This window comes from Salinigranum marinum (assembly GCF_024228675.1).
Taxonomy (GTDB): domain Archaea; phylum Halobacteriota; class Halobacteria; order Halobacteriales; family Haloferacaceae; genus Salinigranum; species Salinigranum marinum.
Window position 1 is genome coordinate 2282434 of the sequence record NZ_CP100461.1, and the last position, 24243, is coordinate 2306676.

Below are 24243 nucleotides of genomic sequence, written 5' to 3' on the forward strand. Positions count from 1 at the left end.
GACGTCACGGTCTCGGGTCCGTCTTCTCTGCCTCGCGCTTCGGGGCTCGTTCGCGCTCCCTGTGTCGGTGAATCGTGTGTCATGAGGTGGATGATGGAAAAATGGGTGGTCAGCTCGGCTGTGAGAGGTTCTCTCGGACGAGGTCCGGACCGTGACAGATGGTCTGCCCGTCGGCGTCGAAGACAAACAGGTCGCTCGCCTCGAACGACAGGTTGAGTTCGTCACCGTTGGTGACGTCTCCGAAGCTGGCGGACACGGCGTCGACGGCCGTGCCGTCGTTCGTGTAGCCGTGGACGACGAACTCGGTGCCGAGCTGTTCGATGACTTCGGCGGTGATGTCGAGGTCGTACGTGCCACCGTCCGCCGAGAGATACTGGGGGCGGATGCCGACCGTGACGCGCTCGCCGACACGATTCGCGAACTGTTCGGCCGGCACGACGACATCGAACGCCGGTGCGCTGAGGACGTACTCGTCTGTGGACGCTTCGACGGTCGCCGCCAGGAGGTTCGTCGACGGTGTGCCGATAAACTCCGCGACGTACGCAGAGACTGGCCGGTCGAACAGCTCGCCTGGTGGTGCGAACTGCTCTAGCCGCCCCTCGTTCAGGAGGATCACCTGGTCACTCATCGTCATCGCCTCGGTCTGGTCGTGTGTGACGTAGACGACCGTTGCGTCGAGCTCTTGGTGAAGGCGCTGGACCTCGACGCGAAGCTCGGCTTTGAGCTTCGCGTCCAGGTCACTCATCGGTTCGTCCAGCAGGAGCACGTCGGGGTCTTGGACGAAGGCCGATCCGAGCGCCACGCGCTGCTGTTGGCCACCCGAGAGCTCCGCCGGCATCTTCTCGAGTTGCTCGGTGATCTGGAGTGTGGCCGCCGCCTCGTCGATGAGATCGTCGCGTTCGGCTTTCGGAACCCCTTGGATCTTGAGACCGTATCCGATGTTCTCGCGGACGGTCATGTGTGGGTAGAGCGCGATCGACTGGAACACCATCGCGCAGTGACGCTCCTGTGGCGACTGATCGGTGACGTCCTCGTCACCGAACGCGATGCGGCCGCTCGACGGCGTCTCCAGCCCCGCAATCATGCGGAGCGTGGTCGTCTTTCCGCAGCCGGACGGCCCGACGAGCGTCGTGAACGAGCCCTCCGGGATCGACAGTGTGAGGTCGTCGACGGCGACGTGGACCGTGCCGGCCGTGTTGTACTCTTTGCGTACCGTATCGAAGTGGATCGGTCGTGCCATTATTCGAGCCCTCCAACGTTGAAGCCCTGCAGCAAGTAGTTCTGAAGGAACAGTGCGATGAGGAACGGCGGGATGCAGATAAGAAGCGACACCGCCATGGTCTCCCCCCAGCCGATGCTGACCCGGTCGAGGAACAGGCTCGCTCCGACCGTAATCGTGTACATCTCGTCTTGGCTCATCACGACGCGCGCCATCGTGTAGTCGTTCCACGCAACGGCGAACGAGAAGATCGCTGCGGAAACGTACCCTGGTCGCGCGACCGGGAGCACGACGTCCCAGAGCGTCCGGGTGCGACTCGCACCGCGAACCCACGCCGACTCCTCGAGCGAGATCGGTACGGTCTGGAAGTACTGCCACATCAACCAGATCGTGAACGGTGCGGAGATGCCCGTCAGTGCCAGCGTAAGCGCGAAGTAACTGTTCAGCATGCCCAGCGTGAAGAAGATGACGTACAGCGGAATCGCGAGTACGATCGGGCTGAACATGTACGAGAACAACACCGCACGCGCCGCCATCGTCTTCCCGCTGAAGTCGAAGCGTGTGAGGCCGTAGCCGGCCGCCACCGCAAGCGACGTCGAGAGGATGGTCGAAGAGACCGTGACGATGAGACTGTTCGTGAAGTACTGGACGGTCGCGGTTTCTTCGAACAGGACCGCGAAGTTCCTGAACGTGAGCGAGTCGACGAGGAGATTCACGTCACCGCCGGCGAATACGGTCTGGGGTGCTTGGACCGCAACAGCCACCATCACGTACACGGGGATCGTCACGAAGATGGCGACCAGTACCGCGACCACGACGAGCGAGACACGTTTGACCCGCGCCTGGACACGTTGGGGCACGTACGACCCTGCCGCGCCTTCGCCGAGGGCCATCAGGCCGCCACCTCCTCCTCGGGAGTGAAGAGTTTGAAGTAGACGACAGCGACCATCGCGAGCAGGAAGAACATGATCCCTGCCAGTGCGGTTGCGCCCCCGAAGTTCACCTCGTTGAACGCGAGTTCGTACACGCGAATCGGGAGCGTAGTCGTCGCGTCGAGTGGACCGCCTCTGGTGGCGAGGTAGATGATGTCGAACTTGTTGAACATCCAGATCCCGCGGACGAGGAGGATGATGAGGATGGCCCCGCGGAGGTGCGGAATCGTGATATCACGGAACGCTTGCCACGACGACGCACCCTCGACGCGGGCGCGCTCGTAGAGGTTCGGGTCGATCGCCTGGAGGCGTGCGAGCAGGATGAAGAACGCGAACGAACCGAACTTCCAGACGCTCGTGATCGCGACGGCCGGCATCGCCCACCGGAGTGTCGAGAAGAACGCGATGGGTTCGTCGATGACGCCGAAGTCAAGCAGCCACTGGTTGATGACGCCGAGGTTCGGGTCGAAGAGGAACTGCCAGATGAAGATGACGACGAGCGTCGGCAGGAGGTACGGGAAAATCATCATCGTCCGAAGGACGTTCCCACCCTTGATCTGCTGATTGACGACCAACGCGAGCGCGAGTCCGAGCAGGAGACTGAACACCGTTGTCGAGACGGCGTAGACGACGCTGTTCCAGAGGAACGTCAGGAAGTCCGGTGCGGTCAAGATCTCGGCGTAGTTCTCCAGTCCGACGAAAACGCTCGCGCCGGTCGGGTCGGTGAACAGGCTCATCCCGAGCGCGTAGAGTATCGGGACCGCCCACACGACGAAGAAGAACGTTACGAGGGGGACGAACGTCGCTAACAGCAGCAGGCGACGCTCGTCGATGTCTGCGAGCCGTGTCGGAAGAGACGTCGAGGTACTCATTGCGGAGAGATACCTGAGTTAGCCCTGCAGTGCCCGGAGCTCCTCCGCGAGCCAGTCCACAGTCTCACTTGGCGAGAGCCCACCGACGAGTAGTTGATCGGCGGCTTCGCCGAACTTCTGCTGTCCGTAGGCGTCCGCCGCGACGATGTTCGGAGCGTTGTCGTCACCGGTCGCGAGGACGGTCGTGAACGCATCCCAGTTGTCGCGAACCAGGTCCATGACCTCGGAGTTGTTCTGAACCGTTTCGTTGGTGGTGTACGCCTCACTGTCGAGTCCCTCGCGCGTCGGCGGGAACTGGAACAGCGGTGCGGAGAGCAGGAAGTCCATGAACCTGTCCGACTCGTTGAAGAATTTGACGAACTCGCGAGCGCCGTCAGTCGCCTCGCCGTCGGCCCAGACGACGTGGCCCTCCATGTACGCCCACCATTTGTCCTGTTCTTTGCCGTCGGGGACGGGGAACGCGGTCGGAGACAGCCTCTCAGCGAGGTCAGGACGGTTCCCCATGATGGTGAGAATCGGGAGCCCACCGACGCTCATTGCGGCGGCGGCGTTCTCCTGCTGGAGGGCGGAGATCGCATCGCCCCACTCCCAGCCCGAGCCGTTCGGTGCGTACTCGGCCATCGACGCGAGCCACTCGAACGTCTCGACCGCGCGAGTCCGGTTCTCGCCCTGGTCGATAGTGACCTCGATATCGCCTTCTGGACCGCTGTAGATGTCGACGTCGTTCTGCCAAAGCGTCTGCGTGACCGAGGTATCGGCGTTGTTCGTGTTCCCGGATTGGACGACGTACCCATTGATGTCCTCCTCCTCGCTCGCGCGCTGGGCCTCAGAAAGCCAGTTCTCCCAGGTCGTCGGGTTCTCCTCGTAGATGTCGTTCCGGTACCACCCCATCAGGGGTTCGACCATCGTCGGGACGAAGTACGATTCGCCGCCGACGTTCACGGGATCCGGAAGGCCGGTTCCCTGGACGGCGTCCGTGACCGGTGCGGCGTTGCCGTCACGCTGGTAGCGGTACGCGTCCGAAGCGGTGTCGAAGACGATGTCCGGCGGGTTGTTCGCGGCCCGCATCTTCTGTAACTGCTCGTCGGTCGATGTCCCTTTTGCGGTGTACGTGACGTCGACTGTGTAGTCGTACTCGTCTTCGAACTCCGAGATGATTTGGTCGATGACGTCCTTCGAGTCCCCGCGGTCCGAGAGGTAGGTGATGGTACTCGAGGTGTCGCCCCCGCCGCCTCCGCCGCTCCCTCCATCGCTCCCGCCGTCGCTGCTCCCACCGCCGCTGGTCTCTCCACCGCCACCGTCGCCGCTACCGTTGCCAAGACAGCCTGCGAGGCCGACTGTCGCTGTGGTGCCCGCTGCTGTGAGGAACGCACGCCGAGACCGGTGTCTCCGAGACATGACCCCTACTTTTACACTTAATCATGAACGTCTTTGCCCTACATATGTAGGACAGTCAAGTAGGGTCGGCTGCTCCACGAACGTTGCCAGTTGCCGTGTCGGCAGGTGTGTGACTCGACGTCGTGGTGAGCCGGAAAGCTAACTCTCGAGAGAGGAGGAAGTACGCAACCCCCCGTCACCGTTCGTGCCACTTCGCTGTTCACCCTCGAGTGCGCTGGCTAAGAGCTGGGCCTCCGCCTTCCGTAAGTGTTCGAGGAACGTCGAGTGCGCGATGTCAAGCTCTGCGGCGAGCGTTTCGGCATCTGCCGCTCGGGGCCACTCGTAGTATCCCTCTGTGAGCGCGAGCGTGACGACCTCGGTCTGTCGGTCTGACAGCAGCGTCTCTGACGATTTGTACGGCAGCAACTGCATGACTTCGACCGATCCGAACTCTCGAAGCTCTCGGACGATGTTCCGAAGGTCGTCCCGACGATAGACGACGATATCGAAGATGCGCTCTGTCCCGTTCACGCGGTCCCACCACTGCATCATCCCGTGGTTGTTCCGGATGATCGGCAGCGCGCCACACGAGCGCTTCGTGAGTTTCACGTGGGTCTCACCGACCCGGTCGACGGTGCGGACCTGCTCCGATGCCTCGAACAACCGCACGAACTCGTCGACGTTGTCCCCGGCATCGATGACGAACTTGATGTGCTCGTCGTCGATCACCTCCTCGTAGTTGACTGTGAACGCCGTATCCCAGCGAGAAGTGACCTGACTGAGGATACAGTCCGTCTCCATATCGAGGTAGAGTTTCGCACGGAGCATTGGCATACGCTGGACGCCGAACGCAGATGAGTGTTTCCAGAACTCACCGGGGATGAAACGCCTTTCAGCGAGAGCGGGGTAACCGACTCGCGCTCGGTATTCAGTGCGGCCTCACCATCCAGCAACCGGGTGCGGAGGGCCTTGAAGTCCGTTTGTGCATCGTCGTCCCTGTTCAAGTGCTCACGATACCGCTGTTCGAAGTCGACATCGTCCCACGTCGTGTTGTGTGCTTCTGCATCGCCGAGCCCATCCGCCTCAAGTTCCTCGGCCCGTCGTTTGATCTGCTCAAGGAAGGTTTGTGGTGGGCTCAGTGCGGGGTGGTTCTCGTCGACAGCTGGGGCAAACCAGGGCATTGGCGATCTGACAACTCCGACCAAGGCTGCTTGATCGGGCAGGTCTACTAGATCGTGCTGGAGCGCAGCGACGTAGGTGTCCCGCAGTGTTCCCCGGGTCATGTTTCGAGGTAGTTCGTAATCGGTCTTCAAACCAGTCGCAGTGCGGCTTCTTGCTAATCCTGTCGTATTCGCGAATTTACCGTCCCGAAGGGGGTGAGGGAGAGTCGGAGTCGACTCGGTACCGATTCCATCGACTCTTATTCCCCACTCCTATAGTAGGCGTTAGAACTTTCTGCCCGTGCATTTGTTATTACTCATGGACCATCTCGACGAGATTTCTGTTGAGAAACTTCAACGCGCACTCAACAATGTTGAGGGAAATAAGCCGTCACAGCGACTGACAGCAGCGATAGCGTACAAGAACGGAGTCACACAAACCGAGCTTGCCGAGTGGTACGGTGTGGGGAGACGAACAATTTACAGCTGGCTCAAGCGGCTCGAAACAGAGCCGCTTGAGCAGGCTGTTCAGGACGATCATCGGTCAGGGAGACCGCGTAAGCTCACCGAAGAACAACAGAAGCAGTTGGAACAAACACTCAATCAGCCACCTACTGAAGCAGGAATCGACGCGCCGGCGTGGACGCTGGCGCTTCTTCGCGAGTTTCTCCAGGAAGCGTTCGACGTCAACTATTCAATCCCCAGTTGTCGGCGGTTGATGAAAGAGACGGGATTGACTTATCAAAAACCTCGTCGTACAGCCGCCGAAGCTGAGCCTGAAGACCGAGACGAATTCCACGAAGAACTCAAAAAAAGCGACGAGAGATGGACGTCACGGTAGTTTGTATCGACCAAACCAAGAAATCCGTGCAAGTTGAGCCGCGTGCCGCGTGGTTTCGGCGCGGCACGCGGCCGTCGGTCGAACTCTCTGGACAACGTGACTGGACGTGCGTGCTTGGCGCGATCACCGAGGACGGTGATCGCTTCTTCTCCCGATTCGAAGAGTACGTCACCGCCGAACACGCGAAGCATTTCATCCTTGCGCTGTGCGAAGAATTCCAAGAAGATCTAATCGTTATCCTCGATGGTGCGCCATACTTCCGGGCGTCGGCCGTCACGGACCTGACGGCCCGTGACGACCTCGCCCTCGTGAGATTGCCGGCGTATTCTCCCGAACTCAATCCAGTTGAAGAGTGCTGGAGACAACTGAAAGACGCTCTCGGTAACCGATTCTTCGATTCTCTCGACGAACTCACCGCTGCGATCGACAAAGCACTCGACCGTGTCTCTGTTCCAAACATGAGCAACTATTTTTGATTGTTACTATAGCTCACCGACGGGAGGTCACGCCCAGCCGTATGTATCGGTTATTCGACGGTATAGCTATCACTTCTGAATGTATCAGGAAACGCTTATCTTCTGATTTTGCGTGGAGTCTGGTAGTATGCGAGGACCGGTCGACGAACGAGACGCACCGGCACGGGTTCTGTGCGTGGGCGGTGAGCCGGCGATCGAAGAGGCGTTGCAGTCCCAGTTCGAACGGGACGGCGACATCAGTATCGTCTCCGAGAGCCGTGCCGAAGATGTCGTCGAACGGGTCGCGTCTGAGCGAGTCGACTGCGTCGTCACTGCCAGTGAACTTCCGGACCGGACCGGCGTCGACCTCGTCGCGTCGATCAGAGAACGCGACGAGACACTCCCCGTGCTGCTGTTCACCGACAGCGGTTGCGACGAGACGGCGCGAAGCGCCATCCGAGCGGGCGTTTCCGACTACATCCCGTATGAGATGCCCGACGACGGGGTGGCGCTTTTAGCCGATCGTCTCCGGGCACAGGTCAGAGACGTGCGCGAACGACGGCACACGAGACGACTCGAAACGCGATTTCGACAGACGATCGAACGGACAACCGACGCCGTGTACGTGGTCGACAGGCAGTGGCGTATCGAGTATATGAACAGGGCCATGGCCGAGCGCGTCGGTCGTGACCCCGACGCCGTGGTCGGGAACACGCTCTGGGAGGAGTTCCCAGAGATCGTCGGAACGGATCTCGAAGATAAGTACCGGACTGCCATGGAGACCGGGTTCCCCGTCTCGGCCGAGAAACGGCTCGGCAATCCGTTCGACTACTGGGTACGTACCCGCGCCTTCCCTGACGCCGATGGGCTCACCGTCTTTTCTCGAGAAATCAGCAGTGAACGAGACCGGCAACAGGAACTCGAGCGACACGAGGCAGTGCTCCAGAGCGTGCACGACGCAGTGTTCGTCGTTGACGACACACTCACCGTGCAGTTCGCGAACGCCGCCGCCGCCAGAGCACTTGGCCGACGCACCGCGGCGCGAGTCGAAGACGAGTCACTCGGTGATCTCGTCGAGGGGATGGTTTCCGCCGCCGACGCGACGGAGTTCACCCAAGCGGTCAAAGAGACACGCAGAGAGATCGAGGGTGACGGCGGTGCGACCGGGTTGTACGACTTCGACCTCCGGCTCCGTCTCGACACACAACTGGATCGACGGTGGTACGACGTTCGGCTGACACCCCTGGAGAGCGGCGAGGATCAAGACGTGCTCGTCGTGGCACGGGACGTCACCGACCAACACGCGATCCAGCAGCAACTCGAACGCGAACGCGACCGACTCCGGGAGGTCCAGACCGTGGTCGCCGACGAGACGCTCTCGAGCGACGAGCGCGTCGAGTCGCTTCTCGAACTCGGGTGTGAGACGCTGGACCTCGACATCGGTCTGGTCGCGGCGATCGAAGACGACACGTACACCGTCGACGGCGCGTACGCGCCGGACGCACCGATCGAACCCGGCGACCAATTCGCCCTATCCGCGACGTACTGTGACGAGGTGATCAGGACGGACACCGTCAGCTCGTTCGTCGACGCGATCGACGCCGGCAAGGGCTCACACCCCGCGTACCAAGAGTTCGAGCTAGAGGCATACGTCGGCGTGCCCCTCACTGTCGACGGGGAGCGGTTCGGGACGCTCAACTTCTCGAGCCCAAGCGCCCGCGACAAGCCGTTCGACGAGTTCGAACGCACGCTCGTGGAACTCATGGCCGAACTGATCGGTGCAGAGCTCACGCGGGAAACACGGCGCATCGAACTTGAGCGACAGAGCTTCCTCTTTGAGCGCGTGCAGGACCTCGCCGACATCGGGATCTGGGAGTACGATCCGGCGGCGGACGACCTCTACTGGTCCCGCGGCGTCAGACGCATCCACGGTGTCGAGCCGAGCTATGAGCCGACGCTGACCGACGGGATCGAGTTCTACCACCCCGACGACAGGGACACGATCACTGCTGCCGTCGAACGAGCGCTCGAAACGGGCAACCCGTACGAACTCGACCTCCGCATCGTCCGGGCCGATGACGACGTCAGAGACGTTCGGGCCTGGGGCAATCCGGTAGTGAACAACGACTCGAACACCATGCTGCGGGGTGTGATGCAAGACGTCACCGAGCAAAAACGCCGAGAACGAGAGTTGCGACGGGCGCGACAGCAGTTCGAGACGTTCACCGAGAACGTCGATCAGGGGTTCTTTCTCGTGCCACCGGACTACTCGGAAGTGCTGTTCGTAAACTCGGCCGCCGAGGACCTCTACGGCGTCTCTGAACACGAACTGCGCCGGAACCCGGAGGCGTGGCTCGACATGATTCACCCGGGTGATCTCGACGCGATGGAAACGGACATCGAGCGGCAAATGACGGGGGAGGCGGACTGGCCACAGGTGCAGCAGTTCCGCGTCCGGCACCCCGAGCACGGCACACGGTGGCTTCGGTCGCGGGTCTATCCGATCCGCGACACTGATGGACGGGTCGTGCGACTCGCGGGGATCGCGGCCGACATCACCCCGTTCGAGAAACACAGGCGAAAACTGGAACGGCTTCAGCAGTACACGAGTCAGCTGATCGACGTGTCGGATGCGGCCGAAGCAGCCCGGATCGGTGTCGACGCGGCGATAGACGTCGTCGGGGTGGACTTCTGCCGCATCCAGCTGCAGGGACTCGCACAACGGGCTCCCAACACGCCCCAAGACGAGGCGACCACCCGAGCGGTGACGACGTACGAACGCGCGGCCGAGGCCGGCCCGCTCTCGACGTTCGCGCGGAACACGTCGACCGGCGAGGCAACCCGGAAACAGACATCTCCGGACGGCGGGACGGTCGACCCAGCGGCGAGGGAGACGCCACTGACCATCCCGCTCGGAACCCACGGCGTGATTGGTGTCTCCGAGATCGATGCAGCCGACTTCGACGAGATCGACACGACCGTTCTGGAACTCCTCGCCGAAGCGCTGTCCGGTGCGCTGTCCCGCGCGGAAGGGATGGCACTCCTCCGTGACCGCGAGCGGGCGCTCGAAGCACAGAACGATCACCTCGAGAAGTTCGCCAGTATCGTCTCCCACGACCTGCGGAACCCGCTCGGCGTCGCGAACGGCTATCTTGAACTCGCCGAAGAGATGGGAGAGCCCGCGTACTTCGAGAAGACGGCGTCGGCGCTCGACCGGATGGAGGCACTCGTCGACGATCTATTGACCCTCTCGAAAGCGGGTACCGAGATCGAGGACTCGACCGACTGTGCGCTGTGTGCGGTCGCTCACGACGCGTGGAGCTACGTCGAGACGAAGGACGCGGCGGTGCACATAGACGACGGGCTTCCGACGGTCGAGGGCGACGAAAGCCTGCTCACGCAACTGTTCGAGAACCTCTTTCGCAACGCGGTCGAACACGGCCCCGACGACGTGAGCGTCACCGTCGAACCACTGACGGACCGACAGGGGTTCTACGTGGCAGACGACGGGCCCGGCATCCCGCCGGAGAAACGTGAGGAGGTGTTCGAGTACGGCTACACGTCGAGTCCCGACGGCACGGGGTTCGGGCTGGCGATCGTGACCGACCTCGCCGGCGCACACGGCTGGTCGGTCGACCTCGCAAAGAGCGCGTCTGGGGGTGTGCGCTTCGAGTTCACTCCCACCGAGCGACAGCGTCGGTGAACTATAGTAGCGTTTGAAAGAAACCACTCACTCGCTCGGACAGGCCTCTCAGATACCGGCTGTAACGACAGAGATGACGTGATCGGTTGCGAAGAGTTTCAAACGCTACCATAGGTGAAAATTATCTACGATGATAATCCAAAAGTAAAAATTAAACATAGACGGATAGTTCAGAGATATATAAGATGAGGACCGCAGGCATGGGCGGAGGGACCACGTGACTGCCCGAGTCGGGCCCGACACGACGACGGTCGACGGTGACTCGCCGACGTTCCATTGGGTTCGAGCGAGAGTGAGCGACCGCCGGGCAGTGTACTCGACCGGCGTGGCGCGGGGAACGGGCGCTCCGTCTGGTGTCGGCACCCGAGCACCGGTCGGTATGCCCCCCCACCGCACACCCCAAGAGCGACCGTGAGCATCACTGTCCCGCGCCGACAGGTCGACTGCCGGACTCGAATCCTCCACGTCGACGACGACCCCGCGTTCGCCGACCTGACCGCGACGTATCTCCGACGGGAATCCGACCGGTTCGTCGTCGAGACAGCGACGAACCCAGCGCAGGCCCTCGAGGCGTTCGACCTCGCGGCGTTTGACTGCGTCGTCTCCGACTTCGACATGCCCGAGCGGAACGGCATCGAGTTCCTCCGGACGGTCCGGACCCGACACCCCGATCTGCCGTTCATCCTATACACGGGAAAGGGGAGCGAGGATGTCGCGAGCGACGCGATCTCCGCCGGCGTCACCGACTACCTCCAGAAGGGGCGCGGCACGGGGCAGTACGAACTGCTCGCCAACCGCGTCCGAAACGCGGTCTCGCAGCACCGTGCCGAGGCGCGGGTCGCCGAAATCGAGTCACGGCTGCGAGAGTTGACCGAAGCGACGTCGGACCTGCTCTGGATGTTCGACGGCGACTGGGAGGAACTGCTCTACGTCAACTCCGCGTACGAGGACATCTGGGGAGACACGGTCGACGGCTTGTTCGACGATCCACGGAGTTTTCTCGATCAGGTCCATCTGGCGGATCGGAACGATGTCGAGGCGGCGATGGTCGCCGCCTCAGACGGTATACCGGTCGACATTGAGTACCGGGTCACACCCGCCGAGGAAACACAGCGATGGGTGTGGGTGCAGGCCACTCCGATCGCCGACGACAGCGGGACCGTCACGCGGATTGCCGGCTTCGGGCGCGACATAACCGAGCGGAAACGCCGCGAACGACACGCCGCACGGACGGCCACGGTACTGGAAACGGTCGTCGACGAACTGTCGACCGGCGTCCTCGTCGAGAACGTCGACCGGGAGATCATCGCGGCGAACGACACGCTCTGTGACCTGTTCGACGTGCCGGTCCAGTGTGAGGACCTCGTCGGCCGTGACTGCGCGCGGGCGGCTGCCGAACTGCGAGGGCTCTTCGCCGACCCCGACGGCTTCGTCGACCGGATCGAGGAACTCCTCGACCGACGAGAACCTGTGCACGGTGAGCGGCTCCAGTTGGCAGACGGTCGGACCCTCGAGCGCGATTACATCCCATACACGCTCCCCAAAGGCGCGGCGAACCTGTGGCTTTACCGCGACACGACGGACCAGTCGACCGACGAACGACACTGACTAGCCGGCCGGTGGCGTCGTACCCGTAGTGCAGTGGCTTCTGCGTTTACGGAGATTCAAGGAGAAAGCCCCGTGCTTTACAGTAGACGCCGAACCTAACTGACGACTCGATTCGTAGTCGTCGATATGGTCGACACAACCGAGGCAAAACAGGTCTTTCGTGCCGCCTCAACCCTCCTCTATCCGGCACTAGGCTTCGGAATCAAACCGTGTGGAACGTACACGAGAGAAGACTTCGAGCAAGTCCTCTCTCGAATCGCCCTCGATCAGGAGTTCGCCAATACGGGTGGGAAAACCGTTCATCTGGATCGATCCGAGCCGGTCGACGTCACGTCGACGGCTCGGAACTCACTCGCGAAATCACTGCTCTATCATCTTCGGCATCTCGACGCGGACGCCATCGACGCCCAGTTCGATGGCGTCCGCGACCGCCTCTTTCAGGTCCTTCGGTCACTCCGGTTGCTTCCTTCTCGTGTCGACGTCGCGATTGACCTCCACGAGTGGCGGTTCTACGGCTCAGCCGACACAGACCACGTCCTCATCACCTATCCTGACCTCGGGACGAACCGAGCGTACTGCTTTGCGACGCTCTGTGTCGTCGCTCCGAGTGTTCGGTTCACTCTTGCTGTCTTACCGATGGACGCGAACGGCTTCCGTGCGAAGCAGGAAGCCGTTCGCTCACTTATCGTCGAAGCGCGGCGGTACGTGTCGATTAGACACGTCTACCTCGACCGGGGCTTCTACCAGGTCCACGTCGTTGCTGAGTTAGACCGATTAAATGTCGATTACATCGTGCGTGCGCGGCCGAGTAAGGGGATGAAAGGCCGTCTCAGCGCCGGCGCTGAGACGGTCGTCGACGCCTACCAGATGCAGCGAAAGCGGCCACCGACAGCGTCGGTTGATGTCACCGTATTTGCTGTGCCACATCGAACGAGTGAGGACGAGCACGTCTGGTTCGTCACGAACCTGAACGTAGCACGTGAGACAGCCAAAGCGTACGCGGCGGCGTTCCGCCGCCGCTGGGGAATCGAGACATCGTATCGGCAGATTGGCGACTTCCTGCCGAGAACGTCGTCGCCGACGTTCTCGGTACGATTGTTCTACTTTCTGTTTGCAGTGTCACTGTACAACCTGTGGGTGTTAGCGAACGCCCTTCTCGCAGGTGGAACGATTCCGAAGAAACCGCCGCTCTCAACGCGAATCTTCCGGACGTTCGTCCTCTCGACAGACTACGGCTAGCGGCTGAGTCACACCGACCGGGACGACCGGTCAGAACGCCCTCGCAGAGTGGCAACGCTCGGGACCGCCGCCGAGCGGCGGCGGTCCCCCGGCCTCCGGTTCCGTTCTGTGAGCTTCCGTTCCGGAACTGCCTCACCTGAGCTGCCGAGAGGAACGAATTTCCTCCGACCTCAACTTGATTCGGCAACTACTGTTTAGGGCGGGGAGGATGTCAATGACGACGGCGACGTGGCGTTCCGCATCAGCGCGAAACCCTACAAGCACGTCAAGGGCGTCCTCAAAGGCAACGACGCACACCTCGACATTCTCAAGACCGCACTCGAAAGCGACGAGTGGAAGATTGGGACGGCAGAAGCCCTGTTCCACAACGACAACCCCGAGTTGCACGTCAACGTCACCAACACCGAACAGATCGTTCGAGACAAACAGGAGTCGCAGACGGTTATCGGTGTGGACGTGAACGAGGACAACGTGGCCCTCACCGTACTCTCCGAGACTGGCGTCGAAGACACGTTGGTTATCGACTTCCCCGAAATCAAGTTCGAGCGCCACCGCTACTTCACGATGCGAAAGCGCGTCCAGAACGCGGGGAAAGACAGTATTCACGACACGTTGGAAGGGCGTGAGGAACGGTTTGTCCGTGACCGACTCCACAAGGTGAGTCGTCACATCGTGGAGTGGAGTCGTCAGTTCGAGAAGCCGTGCATCGTCTTTGAAGACCTCAAAGAAATGCGCGACAGTATCGACTACGGCACGCGGATGAACCGACGCTTGCACCACCTTCCGTTCCGCGCTCTCCAATACTACACGTCGTACAAAGCGTCTTTCGAGGGCATCCCGACTGCGTGGATTAACCCCGAGTACACGAGTCAGCGGTGTCCGATGTGTGGACATACGGAGCGTGCGAACCGCAACAAGAAGCGGTTCAAATGTCGAGACTGTAGGCATCAAGATCACAGCGACCGAGGTGCAAGCGTCAACATCGCCGTGAAAGGCATCGAGAAGTGTCAGGATTGGGATGCGCCTGCTCTCAACAGCCTTCCCGTTGTTCGGAAGGTGCGACGGCAGGCATCGGGGGCCGTGGACGCCCCGACCGTGACCCATCCGACCGTTCGAGGCTATCAGGCTGATGGTCGGATAGGAGTATCCGACTAACCCACGGGAAGCCTCGGGGCTTGACCCCGAGGCGGTTCACAGGCTAGCGATGGATACCACCATCTGTTGATGCCATCGCACCCGTTTTGGATGTGTGCACTGATGACTCAGCCGCTGCGTCTCCAATCGTGAACCCCGAGAGCAGCCCTTGGAGTTCCTCTGCTTGGTCGGCAAGCGTCTGCGTGTTCTGTGCGATTTGCGTGAGCGAGGATGCCTGCTCTTCGGCGGCTGCAGAAACGTTCCCGGATTCACCACTTACTTGTTCCGCAGCATCTGCAACCTGGTCAATCATGCTGGCAACTTCTTCGGTGGAGGCAGCTTGGTCATCTGCCGCAGCGCTAATCTCTTGGATGCCCTGACTCGATCCCTCGACGTTGGCTGCGATGGCTTCTAGCGCGTCAAGGGCGTCCTCAATCGTTGCAGTCCCCGACGACACGCGATTGCCCATCTGTTGAATGTCTTCGACAGTAGTGTCAGCTGAGGATTGAATATCGGCAATGAGAGACTCCACCTCTGTAGTCGCCTCAGAGACATCGCTGGCCAGTCCCTTGATTTCATCAGCGACGACGGCGAAGCCCTCGCCAGCTTCACCAGCACTGGCAGCCTCGATAGAGGCATTTAATGCCAACATGTTCGTCTGTTCGGCAATATCCGTGATCAACTCGACAACCTCGCCAATCTCACCGATTTCGGTTGCGAGTGACTCGACCTCCTCGATTGTGCCTCCGGCTTTGTCGTTGATAGCTTCCATTTCGTCCATGGCATCCGTGGCTGCCTCCTGACCACTTTCGCCGAGCTCAGCCGTTTCTTTTGCTTTTGTAGCCATTTCATCGACAGATGCCGCCACTTCTTCGATCGTCCCTGAGAGGCTTTGCATCTCTCTGGACGCTTGTTGAAGATTCTCGGACTGTGACTCTGCGTCCGCTGCGATAGCTTGGACCGACTCGCTCACCTGTTCACTGGCGTCTTGGCTTTCTTCTGTCCCGACAGTCACTTCCTCACTCGCGGTCGCAACCTCGTCGGCGAACGCGCGGGCGGTACCGACTGTTTCCTCGAGTTCGGCCATCATCTCGTTGAACGTGGTGGCGATCTCCGCCATCGCTTCATTGCCGACAGAGGCGTCCAGCCGACGCGTAAAGTCCCCGTTCGCGCATTCGACCATCACCGACTGATACTCCTCGGCTGTGGCCTCTAATTCTTTGTTCAGCGCGGCCATTCGTTCTTTCTGCTCAGCGGTCTTCTGTTGTTTCTCTTGGATTTTCTGCCGAGCTTGTTCACGCTGGATCGCAAGAGATTGCCAGAGGAGCGTGATAGTCGTAGCGAGCATCAGCAGGCCGACCGCGTGGATGCCACCCCAAACAATGGGGTTTTCCATCGCAGCCGGGTGATTGTATACGGTAAACCACTCTACGAGCCCGAAGACACTGTGCTGGAGCGCGACATACCCGATTGTGATGGCGAATGGAATCCAATCTTCGTAGAGTGCAACGACGCCGACACCAACGAAATACAGGAAGTGTGCCTCGATGAAGCCGCCGGTGAAATACGCGAGGACAGAAGCGTTGACCATGAATCCGACCGCGGACAGAGATGACCTGATCCGGCGAGGCATCTGTGGGAGTGCAGCGATCACAACCAGTCCAAGAACGAGACCGGTCCCGACGATGGAGTGAAGTAGTGGGACTGCTGGTAGCGTTGCACCGGTAATCGACTCCGGTCCCTGCATCCGGCTGATAGCGAACACAACTGGGAGAAGTGCTGCAGTAAACAGGACAACTCCGCGATGGCGCTTATTGAACGTCTCATCGGGGATTTCAGTTCCGTTTGGCGTCCGCTCAATATACTGTCTGAAAGCCGACGATGCTTGGTCCGGCATAACTGTGTTGCAGACAGTCCTTGCCATCTATTTTATTTTTGCCCCCAAATTTCAGTATAGATAACTTCCTTTATTAGATAGCCTAAGTACTTGTTTTGTATAGATATTAGCATTTTTTAATTATAACTATACGTTCTTGTGGTGTCGATTGTCGGTGAGTCCTATCGCAGATTTGATCATGTATTTGAGCGCTTCTTTACTCAACCGCTCTTGGGTAGAGGATTGTTGGTTAGTTCCGAGCAGTAGCTGGAAGTCACAGCGGGCAAGGGTGACGCACCGCGTCACCCGACGGACGATGATGCCAATCAAGACCGGGCATCGTCGTTGAGCGACTGAAACATCAAAAACAACACGAACTCTGAGGACGGGAACAGGAGACACGGTCCCACGGTCGCCGAACGCGCGACCCGTCCGCTCCCCCCGTTCCCGGCTGCGAGGGTGCGAAGCGAACCGGCTCCGTCGCACGTCTACCCCAATGGCGGTCGTCGACCGGATGCCTCCTCGGTCGGGTCGGGGCTCCCGACTCAGTCCCACATCCGCCCGAAGCGACGGGAGTGTACGAACGACGGTAATGATATTTATTCACTTTGTAGTAAAACTTTAATCCGCGAGGCTCCTTGTAGGAACTGTGAAGCGAATAATCACCCTCCGAAAAGCCCACCGAGGCTTCGACGCGGAGACCGAATTCGAACAGGTCACCAGATACGGTAGCTGGCACCCTGCGGCAGCCAAACTGGAGACCACGGACAGCCGGTACCGCATCGAAGTGACCCGCGACGAACTCGAACAGTTCTTCGCGGCTTGACATCCTCCCCGCCCTAAACAGTAGACGCCGAACCTAACTGACGACTCGATTCGTAGTCGTTGGCATGGTCGATACGACTGAGGCAAAACAGGTCTGTCGTGCCGCATCAACCCTCGTTTACCCGGCACTGGACTTCAGGATCAAACCGTGTGGGACCTACACGAGAGAGGATTTCGCGCAAGTCCTCTCTCGAATCGCCTTCGATCAAGAGTTCGCCAATACGGGCGGCAAGACCGACCAACTGGATCGATCCGAGCCGGTCGACATACGTCGACGGCTCGGAACCCACTCGCGAAATCACTGCTCGATCACCTTCGACATCTTGACGCGGACGCCATCGACGCACAGTTCGATGGCGTCCGCGACCGCCTGTTTCAGGTCCTTCGGTCACTCCGGTTGCTGCCCGCTCGTGTTGACGTCGCGATCGACCTCCACGAGTGGCGGTTCTACGGCTCAGCCGACACGGACCACGTCCTCATCACCTATCCTGACCTCGGGACGAACCGAGCGTACTGCTTTGCGACGCTCTGTGTCGTCGCTCCGAGTGTTCGGTTCACGCTTTGCTGTCTTACCGATGGACGCGAACGGCTTCCGTGCGAAGCAGGAAGCCGTTCGCTCACTTATCATCGAAGCGCGGCGGTACGTGTCGATTAGACACGTCTATCTTGACCGAGGCTTCTACCAGGTTCACGTCGTCGCAGAATTAGACCGATTGAATGTCGGATTCATCGTGCGTGCGCGGCCGAGTAAGAGGATGGAAGACCGTCTCAGCGCCGGCGCTGAGACGGTCGTCGATGCCTACCAGATGCAGCGAAAGCGGCCACCGACAGCGTCGGTTGATGTCACCGTCTTCGCCGTGCCACATCGAACGAGAGAGGATGAACACGTTTGGTTCGTCACGAACCTTGACGTAGAGCCTGAGACGGCCAAAGCGTACGCGGCGGCGTTCCGCCGCCGCTGGGGAATCGAGACATCGTATCGGCAGATCGGCGACTTCCTGCCGAGAACGTCGTCGCCGACGTTCTCGGTGCGGTTGTTCTACTTCCTGTTCGCGGTCTCGCTGTACAATCTGTGGGTGTTAGCGAACGTCCTCCTCTCGGGTGGAACGATTCCGAAGAAACCGCCACTCTCGACACGAATCTTCCGAACGTTCGTCCTCTCGACAGACTACGGCTAGCGGCTGAGTCACACCGACCGGGACGACCGGTCAGAACGCCCTCGCAGAGTGGCAACGCTCAGGACCGCCGCCGCTCGGCGGCGGTCCCTCGGTCTCCAATTCCATTCTGTGAGCTTCCCTTCCGCAATCGCTACACCTGAACTATCGAGAGGTTCGAATCTCCTCCGATCGCGATTTGATTCGGCGTCTACTGTGAAGGGCGGGGCTTTCTCCTCGCACTTCGGTAAGCGCACGGGAGCGATGACGTGTGGGATGCCCAGTGACAGCAGCGAATCTCGACCGAACCGTACGATGGCGACACGCACCGCACAGGATTTATAATGCGTCACACGAAGCCCGGGACGTGCCCTCCATCCGCGACGTTCAACCCCGACTCCTCACGCCGGAGAATGTAGGTATCACCGTCGCCATTGTCCTCTCGGTCGCCGGCGCGTACGTGATCCAACTCCGCATCAGTGCGGGCGTCGCCGCGTTCTTCGGACTGATCGTCCTCGGCGTTTCGACGCCGACGACGCTCACGTCACACGGCCTGTTGGGGACACGGTTCGCCTCCGCGGTCGTCCGCACGGGCGCCGCGTGTACCGCCACCTTCGTCATCTACGTCGGGTTGTTGATCGTCGTGTCCGGACGGAACGGGAGTCTCCTCGATGCTGCAGTGGCGTTCACCCTGACCGCACTCGCGGGCGAGGCTGCCGCTCGTATGTTAGATTGAGAATCGGATATGCGTGCGGCAGACATCACTCTCATACTGTTGGATTGCCATATTCCCGACCGAGATGGAACTCCCCGTGGGAATCACGACCCTCCACCTCTCACGAAAGAGCGTGTACCTGCTGGTCCTGGCGGTCGCCCTCATCGGGGCTGGTGGGTACAGCCACGTCCAGCAGAAACAGGCGGTCGGCGACGCCGTCGCCGTCCAAGCGACGGTCGATAACGCACGCGTGGAGCGACTCGACGCCGGTCGAGACATCGATTACGAACCGGAGATCGAGTACACCTACGAGTATCGGGGCGAGACGTACACGAGCGAGCAGGTGTTCCCGGGGCCGACGATCCGAACCTACTCGGACCGGTCGAACGCGCAGTCCATCGTTCGGTCGTACGAGCCGGGGACGACGGTCCGGGCGTACGTGCGGCCATCCGCTCCGGGCGACGCGTTCCTGATCAGGGAGCGGACCCCGTGGCCGGCGCGAGCGGTTGCCACCGGGGGCGTCCTGCTTTGTATCGTCGTACTCGCCGGACTGGGATCGAAGCATCCGGGGCAGTACGAACTCCGCCCGGAGCACGAGGTGCGGTCGCCGCCGTCCCGAACGTGGGTCGAGCGCAACAATGAGAGGATCCGTCGGCTGTCGAAACGGGCACTCCTCGTCTGCTTCGTGGCGTTCTGGCTCTCGATGGTCGGGCTGTTCTTCGGCGTCCTGAGCCTCTCCAACAGTTCGGCACGACCGGTCGAGGCCGACCTCCTCGGACCAGTCGGCCTCCCCCTGCTCGCGGGGGCCGCTTTCTGGGTCGGTATGATCCTCTCGCTGTGCCTGTACGGTCTCCAGTCGTTCAGTCGGTACCGACGGCTCCGGCGACGGCTCTCCGAGCCGAAACCGCCGAGTCCGTTCAGACATCCGAGTCGGCTCGTCACGATACTCGGGACGGAGAGCGACGAGCTACCCGAGTACGGACGGCGCGTCCGCGTGACCGGATGGGCGTTCCTGATCGCCACTGGGATGACCGCCGTTCTCGTACAGATCCTCTATACGGCGAGCTGAGACGCATCAGGGCGGCCGTCTCCCGTAGATTCGAGCCGGATCGAACAGCCATCCGAACGGTGTGACCCCGTCGATTCAGGACGCCCGGTGAGCAGCGGTCGCCGACAGGAGCAGGAACGCGGGCAGCCCGAGTTGCCACACGACGACGCCGAGCACCCCCGAGTTCGACAGCCCGGCGTATTCGCTGACCGTCAGCGGCCCGACGCTCACTCCGAACAGACCGACTGCATGGGCATATTCGAAATCCGGGTCGGCGATTGATAAGCATGGATGCTTGTTTCCACGTGAGAGACGAACCTCGGGCCGGGGACCTCGCGGATCGACACTGCGACTGCGGCCGCTCTTCCTCATTCCTCTTGTAACAGCGTCAAAACGCGACACGTAGAGTCCACCGCAGGTGGTGAAGCGGAACGCGGCGACCAGCGTGGTGTCGATCTATGAGCAGAGATCGACGAAGCCCGTAACGTAATGGGATAACGACTAAATGGAAAGAACATTTTACATCCACTCGTGATGGAACTCCAGCGAATCAGTCCGATACTCACCGCACTACTTGGCGTACTGCTGGCGAGCATCGGGTTGGGAACCACGGACAGCCTCGTGGTTGAAGCTGGCGCAGTTGTCGCCGGCGTGGCCACCTTCGGCGGGGGGGTGACCTGGTACCGACAACAGCGAGAGCGAGCGGACGAGGTCAGGTTCGACGAGCGGATCGAACACCTTGCGTACCGCTCGGGGGAGCTTGCATTCAGAGTCTCCCTCGCCTTCGGGATGATTTTGTTTCTCATCGTCGAGGCGGAACGCGTACCCGTGACAGCCAAAGAGGGTCTCGTAATCTTGATCTTGGGTATGGTTGCCACTCGCTTCGGACTGTACGAGTGGTGTAAACGACAGTCGGTGTGAGACTCGTGGAAAACGATCTCAAAGTCCGGCGGGCGAGAGTGGACGTGACACAGAAAGAGCTCGCCGATGCTGTGAACGTGACCCGACAGACGATTAACGCCATCGAGCGAGGGCGGTACGACCCGAGTTTGGAACTGGCGTTTGCGCTCGCGGAGTTTTTCGACTGCGATATCGAGGACATCTTTCATCCTGAAACCAATCTTGAAGTGTCGGAGCCGTGTAGCGACGTCGTGTGAGTACGGACGTCGTCTCTCGACTCCGAGCGTATCCGGACAGGCTCTCCCGGGATACTGCTACTCGGTGGGGCGTTTCTCGTCGTTACCGAGGAAGTCGGCAGTTTACGGGTTTGCACGGCCGGGGAGTCCCGTCCACCCGTCGTCGCTCCGGAGGCGGTCGTGACTGCGACGTTCGGAGCCGTTCTACTCTACGTCTCACGCCGATTCAAGCCGGCGTAGCGGTCCCCGCCGTCGTCCGCGAACGCGACTCCTCAGTGTCCGGAGATTCATACGGATCGACGCGGTCGTCAAACCGGCGAAGAAGCTTCCAACACCACTAATTGACCGCCACGCTGATGATTTATTGATGCCCTCCACACGAACTGTCGACCGGCCACGGGAGGCACACGCCGCCGCGCAGCGATATCTCAGACGTGAACGCCCGCTGAGTGCGCTGATCGTCGTGCTCGCCGTGGCTGGGTTCCTCGGTACGTTCGTCGCGACGTCGCTGGCACCCGCAGTCGCCGTCGGGGGACTGCTGATCGTCGTCGCACGTGCCCCGATTATTGAATCACGCGGGACCGTCCGGCTTCGAACCGACGAGGACGCCGAGTCCGTCGCCGAGTCGTTCACTGGGCCGACACCGCCGATCCTCGTGTTTCAGTGGGGTATCGCTGACGGGATTCTCACCGGAGACGGGACGGTCACGTACCGGCTCTCGTATCTGTTCGGCTTGCGCTCGGCCGAGGTGACAGTCGAGACGCGGACGGATCGTACGCCGGATGACGGCCGTCGGATCGAGTTGGAAGTCACGGTGGACGGCCAGCCGTGGTCGACGTACGTCGTCACCGTCGACACGCGGGACGACGGGACCGTCGTCGAGTACGAGTACACGGCGGATCGGCGATTCGGCCTGCGGCGGGTTCCCCAGCGAATCGTCGCGAACCGGTACCGGGACGAAGCGCTCGAAGCTCAAGGGTACGCCGTCGTCGAGCGAAACGAACAGTACGGCGTCGCTATCTGAACGACAGACCAGCGATGTTGCGGAGTGCTGAAACGGAGATCGCTGAACGGCTCGGGATCCCTCGCAACTACCTTTCGCCGATCGGGATGCATCTCCTGCTCACTATCGGGATCCTGTTTTTGGAGTGGGACGTCGTCGAGCTGACATTCATCTATTTCAGTGAAATCGTCGTCGTCGCTGTGCTGTTCGCGATCGTCGCACTGTTTGCAGCACAACCGGTGGAAGACCACGACGCTGACAAGTGGCGTGAAGACCCAAGCCCAGTGCAACTGGTTCCACTTCTCCCGCCTATTTATCCGCGAAACATCGGTCTGATCGTGGATAACATGTTTACATACGCAGTTTTCTTTTTGTTTTTCGTCGTTATGTTTATATCGATCGTAGACAGGAGCGTCTCGTCGTTGCTCTCTCCGACGGCTGGCCTCGTGATAGTCGCTATCTGTGTCTCACAACTACTACGCGTCTGGCGCGAGTTCCTCGTCGATCACTCGTATCGGGACCGATCGCCAGCAGAGGCACTCGAACTCGGCCTTCGACCGGTCGCTAAATTCATCATCATCGTCGTGTACGTGATTGTACCCACCACTGTCGTCGTGTTGACAGCTGCGTTTGCCTTCCCCGACACCGTATCGGGGTCTGTCGTACTGTTAGCGTATGTCCTTCCGATCGGGGTCGCGAGAGTGTGGTTGCAGGACGACGCCGTCGAAGCGGTGCTTCAGCATCAGGAGTGACGAACGCGCCGTGCTCCAATTATTTGGCTCTGTAGTTTCGGCACACTGTGGTTGATTTCACGGATATCTCACGCTCCGTCGGAGGTTGTAGACGGTCGCTTTCAGTAGCATTTCACGGAGCTCCAGCCACCAGCTACGCGCACGCACGGCAGCGCCGAGCGTGCGCTTGATTGACGAGAAGACGGTTTCTGACATGGAGCGCTGGTGGTACCGATCACCGTCCATGCGGGCGTTATGAGCGTGATCGAGCGGGTTCATGATCCTGTGTTTGATCAGCGGTCTGATGCCGTTTTCGCGGAGTTCGTCGCGGAAGGCTTTCGCGTCGTAGCCTCGGTCGGCGGCAAGGCTTCGCAGGTCGCCGGCGTTCCGCCGGGCGGCCTGCGGGCCGATCTTCGCATCGTGTTTCTTCGAGGTAGTTGAGTGGATGTCGGTGATATACAGCGTTTCGACATCCACCAAAGCGGTGACTTTCAGCGCTCGAACGCGGTAGTTAGTGCGGTTGGCGTAGTGGCGGCTCGGTTGGTCGCGGTCGAAGCCAGTCGAATCAATGGCGGCGTGACCAGTGCGTTCCTCGACCGATGCGTCGAGGAACGCACGCCACGTCTTCGTTGGAATCCGCGCAAACCACGTGCGGAGGACAGTGTAGTGAGGAAGCCGCGTGAGGCCGATTTCGTCTAATACGCCGGGCATTTCGCTGAGCAAATCCACCGCAACGCGGTAGGATTTGCCCAGCTCTATACGAAGTGCATGCAGCGTGAGCATCGCCCACTCAGCGAACCCACGACCCCCTTCGGGGTCGGCGGGTTCGTCAGGGTTTGTAGCAACAGATTTACACTTAGCGACCGTAACACGTGTGAAGAGACGGACTTCAGATGTCACACCGATCTGTCTCTTCGCTTTCTACGGCAATAACGCAGTCGTGGCGTTTCCGTCTAGCGAAACTACAGAGCCGAAATTTACTCATCTACGGTCGGTCATATGACCAGCGTTCGAACGCTGAATCGGTGGTTTTCGGATTACGGCAGCGATACGGTGAGACGCTGTGGGCGAGAATGTGGGTCGGTCAGTACCGAGAACTTGTCATGAAATCAGCGGTGCGAAACATCGAACGCGCGATCGGGGGGTCAAACCGCTAAATTCAGGCGACTAAACAAGGCCCAGAGGGTGTATGCAGCAAAGGAGACATCCTACTTG

At 60.5% G+C, this 24243-nt stretch carries 20 protein-coding genes and 2 pseudogenes; 14 read left to right on the top strand and 8 right to left on the bottom strand.

Annotation, left to right across the window (positions count from 1 at the left end; translation table 11 throughout):
- Positions 1-109 precede the first annotated feature (109 nt).
- From NKJ07_RS11325 to NKJ07_RS11345, 5 genes are all read right to left on the bottom strand, one after another.
- Positions 110-1240, bottom strand: coding sequence for an ABC transporter ATP-binding protein (locus NKJ07_RS11325; RefSeq protein WP_318566931.1), 1131 nt, complete (start codon positions 1238-1240; stop codon positions 110-112).
- Complete coding sequence (locus NKJ07_RS11330; RefSeq protein ID WP_425504763.1) at positions 1240-2115, bottom strand: carbohydrate ABC transporter permease; 876 nt, start codon at positions 2113-2115, stop codon at positions 1240-1242. Before NKJ07_RS11330 ends, NKJ07_RS11325 begins: the two co-directional genes overlap by 1 nt.
- Positions 2112-3023 (bottom strand): carbohydrate ABC transporter permease, encoded by a 912-nt coding sequence (locus NKJ07_RS11335; protein WP_318566933.1) that lies wholly within the window; start codon positions 3021-3023, stop codon positions 2112-2114. The genes NKJ07_RS11330 and NKJ07_RS11335 overlap by 4 nt, the downstream gene beginning before the upstream one ends.
- 18 nt (positions 3024-3041) lie before the next feature.
- On the bottom strand, positions 3042-4421 hold the full coding sequence (locus tag NKJ07_RS11340; RefSeq protein ID WP_318566934.1) for an ABC transporter substrate-binding protein: 1380 nt from the start codon (positions 4419-4421) through the stop codon (positions 3042-3044).
- Between the two features lie 138 nt (positions 4422-4559).
- The gene (locus NKJ07_RS11345) at positions 4560-5228 is read right to left on the bottom strand and encodes a helix-turn-helix domain-containing protein (RefSeq protein WP_318566935.1); all 669 of its coding nucleotides are present in this window, start codon (positions 5226-5228) and stop codon (positions 4560-4562) included.
- Positions 5229-5879: 651 nt separating this feature from the next.
- Here NKJ07_RS11345 and NKJ07_RS11350 point away from each other — a divergent pair.
- The 5 genes and pseudogenes from NKJ07_RS11350 to NKJ07_RS11370 form a co-directional block, all read left to right on the top strand.
- Positions 5880-6877 (top strand): IS630 family transposase gene (locus NKJ07_RS11350; protein ID WP_318566936.1). Its coding sequence is split into 2 segments (ribosomal slippage): positions 5880-6369 and positions 6369-6877, totalling 999 coding nucleotides; the frame shifts between segments, so codons are not numbered across the junction.
- 127 nt (positions 6878-7004) lie between these two features.
- Positions 7005-10559, top strand: a complete 3555-nt coding sequence (locus NKJ07_RS11355; RefSeq protein ID WP_318566937.1) for a PAS domain-containing protein — start codon at positions 7005-7007, stop codon at positions 10557-10559.
- A gap of 411 nt (positions 10560-10970) precedes the next feature.
- Positions 10971-12167 carry a response regulator gene (locus tag NKJ07_RS11360; protein WP_318566938.1) on the top strand — a complete coding sequence of 399 codons (1197 nt, stop codon included), beginning with the start codon at positions 10971-10973 and terminating at the stop codon, positions 12165-12167.
- A 126-nt stretch (positions 12168-12293) separates the two neighbouring features.
- Positions 12294-13406 carry a transposase gene (locus tag NKJ07_RS11365; protein WP_318566939.1) on the top strand — a complete coding sequence of 371 codons (1113 nt, stop codon included), beginning with the start codon at positions 12294-12296 and terminating at the stop codon, positions 13404-13406.
- A 210-nt stretch (positions 13407-13616) separates the two neighbouring features.
- Positions 13617-14561, top strand: a pseudogene (locus NKJ07_RS11370) (RNA-guided endonuclease TnpB family protein); the annotation flags it as partial.
- 43 nt (positions 14562-14604) lie between these two features.
- Here NKJ07_RS11370 and NKJ07_RS11375 read toward each other — a convergent pair.
- On the bottom strand, positions 14605-16437 hold the full coding sequence (locus NKJ07_RS11375; RefSeq protein WP_318566940.1) for a methyl-accepting chemotaxis protein: 1833 nt from the start codon (positions 16435-16437) through the stop codon (positions 14605-14607).
- Between the two features lie 628 nt (positions 16438-17065).
- On the opposite strand from NKJ07_RS11375, the gene NKJ07_RS11380 reads away from it, so the two are divergent.
- The 4 genes from NKJ07_RS11380 (at position 17066) to NKJ07_RS11395 (ending at position 20179) form a co-directional block, all read left to right on the top strand.
- The gene (locus NKJ07_RS11380; protein ID WP_318566941.1) at positions 17066-17242 is read left to right on the top strand and encodes a hypothetical protein; all 177 of its coding nucleotides are present in this window, start codon (positions 17066-17068) and stop codon (positions 17240-17242) included.
- Between the two features lie 574 nt (positions 17243-17816).
- The gene (locus NKJ07_RS11385; RefSeq protein ID WP_318570450.1) at positions 17817-18419 is read left to right on the top strand and encodes a transposase; all 603 of its coding nucleotides are present in this window, start codon (positions 17817-17819) and stop codon (positions 18417-18419) included.
- 343 nt (positions 18420-18762) lie between these two features.
- On the top strand, positions 18763-19131 hold the full coding sequence (locus NKJ07_RS11390) for a hypothetical protein (protein ID WP_318566942.1): 369 nt from the start codon (positions 18763-18765) through the stop codon (positions 19129-19131).
- 64 nt (positions 19132-19195) lie between these two features.
- Positions 19196-20179, top strand: a complete 984-nt coding sequence (locus tag NKJ07_RS11395) for a DUF3592 domain-containing protein (protein WP_318566943.1) — start codon at positions 19196-19198, stop codon at positions 20177-20179.
- A 75-nt stretch (positions 20180-20254) separates the two neighbouring features.
- On the opposite strand, the gene NKJ07_RS11400 is transcribed toward NKJ07_RS11395, so the two are convergent.
- Positions 20255-20389, bottom strand: a complete 135-nt coding sequence (locus NKJ07_RS11400) for a hypothetical protein (RefSeq protein WP_318566944.1) — start codon at positions 20387-20389, stop codon at positions 20255-20257.
- A gap of 303 nt (positions 20390-20692) precedes the next feature.
- Between NKJ07_RS11400 and NKJ07_RS11405 the strand changes: the two genes are divergently transcribed.
- The 4 genes from NKJ07_RS11405 (at position 20693) to NKJ07_RS11420 (ending at position 23049) form a co-directional block, all read left to right on the top strand.
- The gene (locus NKJ07_RS11405; RefSeq protein WP_318566945.1) at positions 20693-21079 is read left to right on the top strand and encodes a DUF2178 domain-containing protein; all 387 of its coding nucleotides are present in this window, start codon (positions 20693-20695) and stop codon (positions 21077-21079) included.
- Positions 21080-21084: 5 nt separating this feature from the next.
- Positions 21085-21315 carry a helix-turn-helix transcriptional regulator gene (locus NKJ07_RS11410; protein ID WP_318566946.1) on the top strand — a complete coding sequence of 77 codons (231 nt, stop codon included), beginning with the start codon at positions 21085-21087 and terminating at the stop codon, positions 21313-21315.
- A 346-nt stretch (positions 21316-21661) separates the two neighbouring features.
- The gene (locus NKJ07_RS11415) at positions 21662-22318 is read left to right on the top strand and encodes a hypothetical protein (protein WP_318566947.1); all 657 of its coding nucleotides are present in this window, start codon (positions 21662-21664) and stop codon (positions 22316-22318) included.
- A gap of 14 nt (positions 22319-22332) precedes the next feature.
- Positions 22333-23049, top strand: a complete 717-nt coding sequence (locus NKJ07_RS11420) for a DUF6498-containing protein (protein WP_318566948.1) — start codon at positions 22333-22335, stop codon at positions 23047-23049.
- Between the two features lie 57 nt (positions 23050-23106).
- Here the strand turns inward: NKJ07_RS11420 and NKJ07_RS11425 are convergent, their stop codons facing one another.
- The gene (locus NKJ07_RS11425; RefSeq protein WP_318566949.1) at positions 23107-23928 is read right to left on the bottom strand and encodes an IS5 family transposase; all 822 of its coding nucleotides are present in this window, start codon (positions 23926-23928) and stop codon (positions 23107-23109) included.
- 98 nt (positions 23929-24026) lie between these two features.
- Here NKJ07_RS11425 and NKJ07_RS11430 point away from each other — a divergent pair.
- Positions 24027-24185 (top strand): annotated as a pseudogene (locus NKJ07_RS11430) (IS5 family transposase); the annotation flags it as partial.
- Between the last annotated feature and the right edge of the window lie 58 nt (positions 24186-24243).

Bases quoted from the DNA above. Each gene is read 5' to 3' on its own strand.
- NKJ07_RS11395 (WP_318566943.1), top strand. From the start codon at position 19,196: ATGGAACTCCCCGTGGGAATCACGACCCTCCACCTCTCACGAAAGAGC.
- NKJ07_RS11365 (WP_318566939.1), top strand. From the start codon at position 12,294: ATGGTCGACACAACCGAGGCAAAACAGGTCTTTCGTGCCGCCTCAACC.
- NKJ07_RS11340 (WP_318566934.1), bottom strand. From the start codon at position 4,421: ATGTCTCGGAGACACCGGTCTCGGCGTGCGTTCCTCACAGCAGCGGGC.
- NKJ07_RS11345 (WP_318566935.1), bottom strand. From the start codon at position 5,228: ATGCTCCGTGCGAAACTCTACCTCGATATGGAGACGGACTGTATCCTC.
- NKJ07_RS11415 (WP_318566947.1), top strand. From the start codon at position 21,662: ATGCCCTCCACACGAACTGTCGACCGGCCACGGGAGGCACACGCCGCC.
- NKJ07_RS11325 (WP_318566931.1), bottom strand. From the start codon at position 1,240: ATGGCACGACCGATCCACTTCGATACGGTACGCAAAGAGTACAACACG.
- NKJ07_RS11375 (WP_318566940.1), bottom strand. From the start codon at position 16,437: ATGCCGGACCAAGCATCGTCGGCTTTCAGACAGTATATTGAGCGGACG.
- NKJ07_RS11420 (WP_318566948.1), top strand. From the start codon at position 22,333: ATGTTGCGGAGTGCTGAAACGGAGATCGCTGAACGGCTCGGGATCCCT.
- NKJ07_RS11385 (WP_318570450.1), top strand. From the start codon at position 17,817: ATGGACGCGAACGGCTTCCGTGCGAAGCAGGAAGCCGTTCGCTCACTT.
- NKJ07_RS11355 (WP_318566937.1), top strand. From the start codon at position 7,005: ATGCGAGGACCGGTCGACGAACGAGACGCACCGGCACGGGTTCTGTGC.
- NKJ07_RS11335 (WP_318566933.1), bottom strand. From the start codon at position 3,023: ATGAGTACCTCGACGTCTCTTCCGACACGGCTCGCAGACATCGACGAG.
- NKJ07_RS11405 (WP_318566945.1), top strand. From the start codon at position 20,693: ATGGAACTCCAGCGAATCAGTCCGATACTCACCGCACTACTTGGCGTA.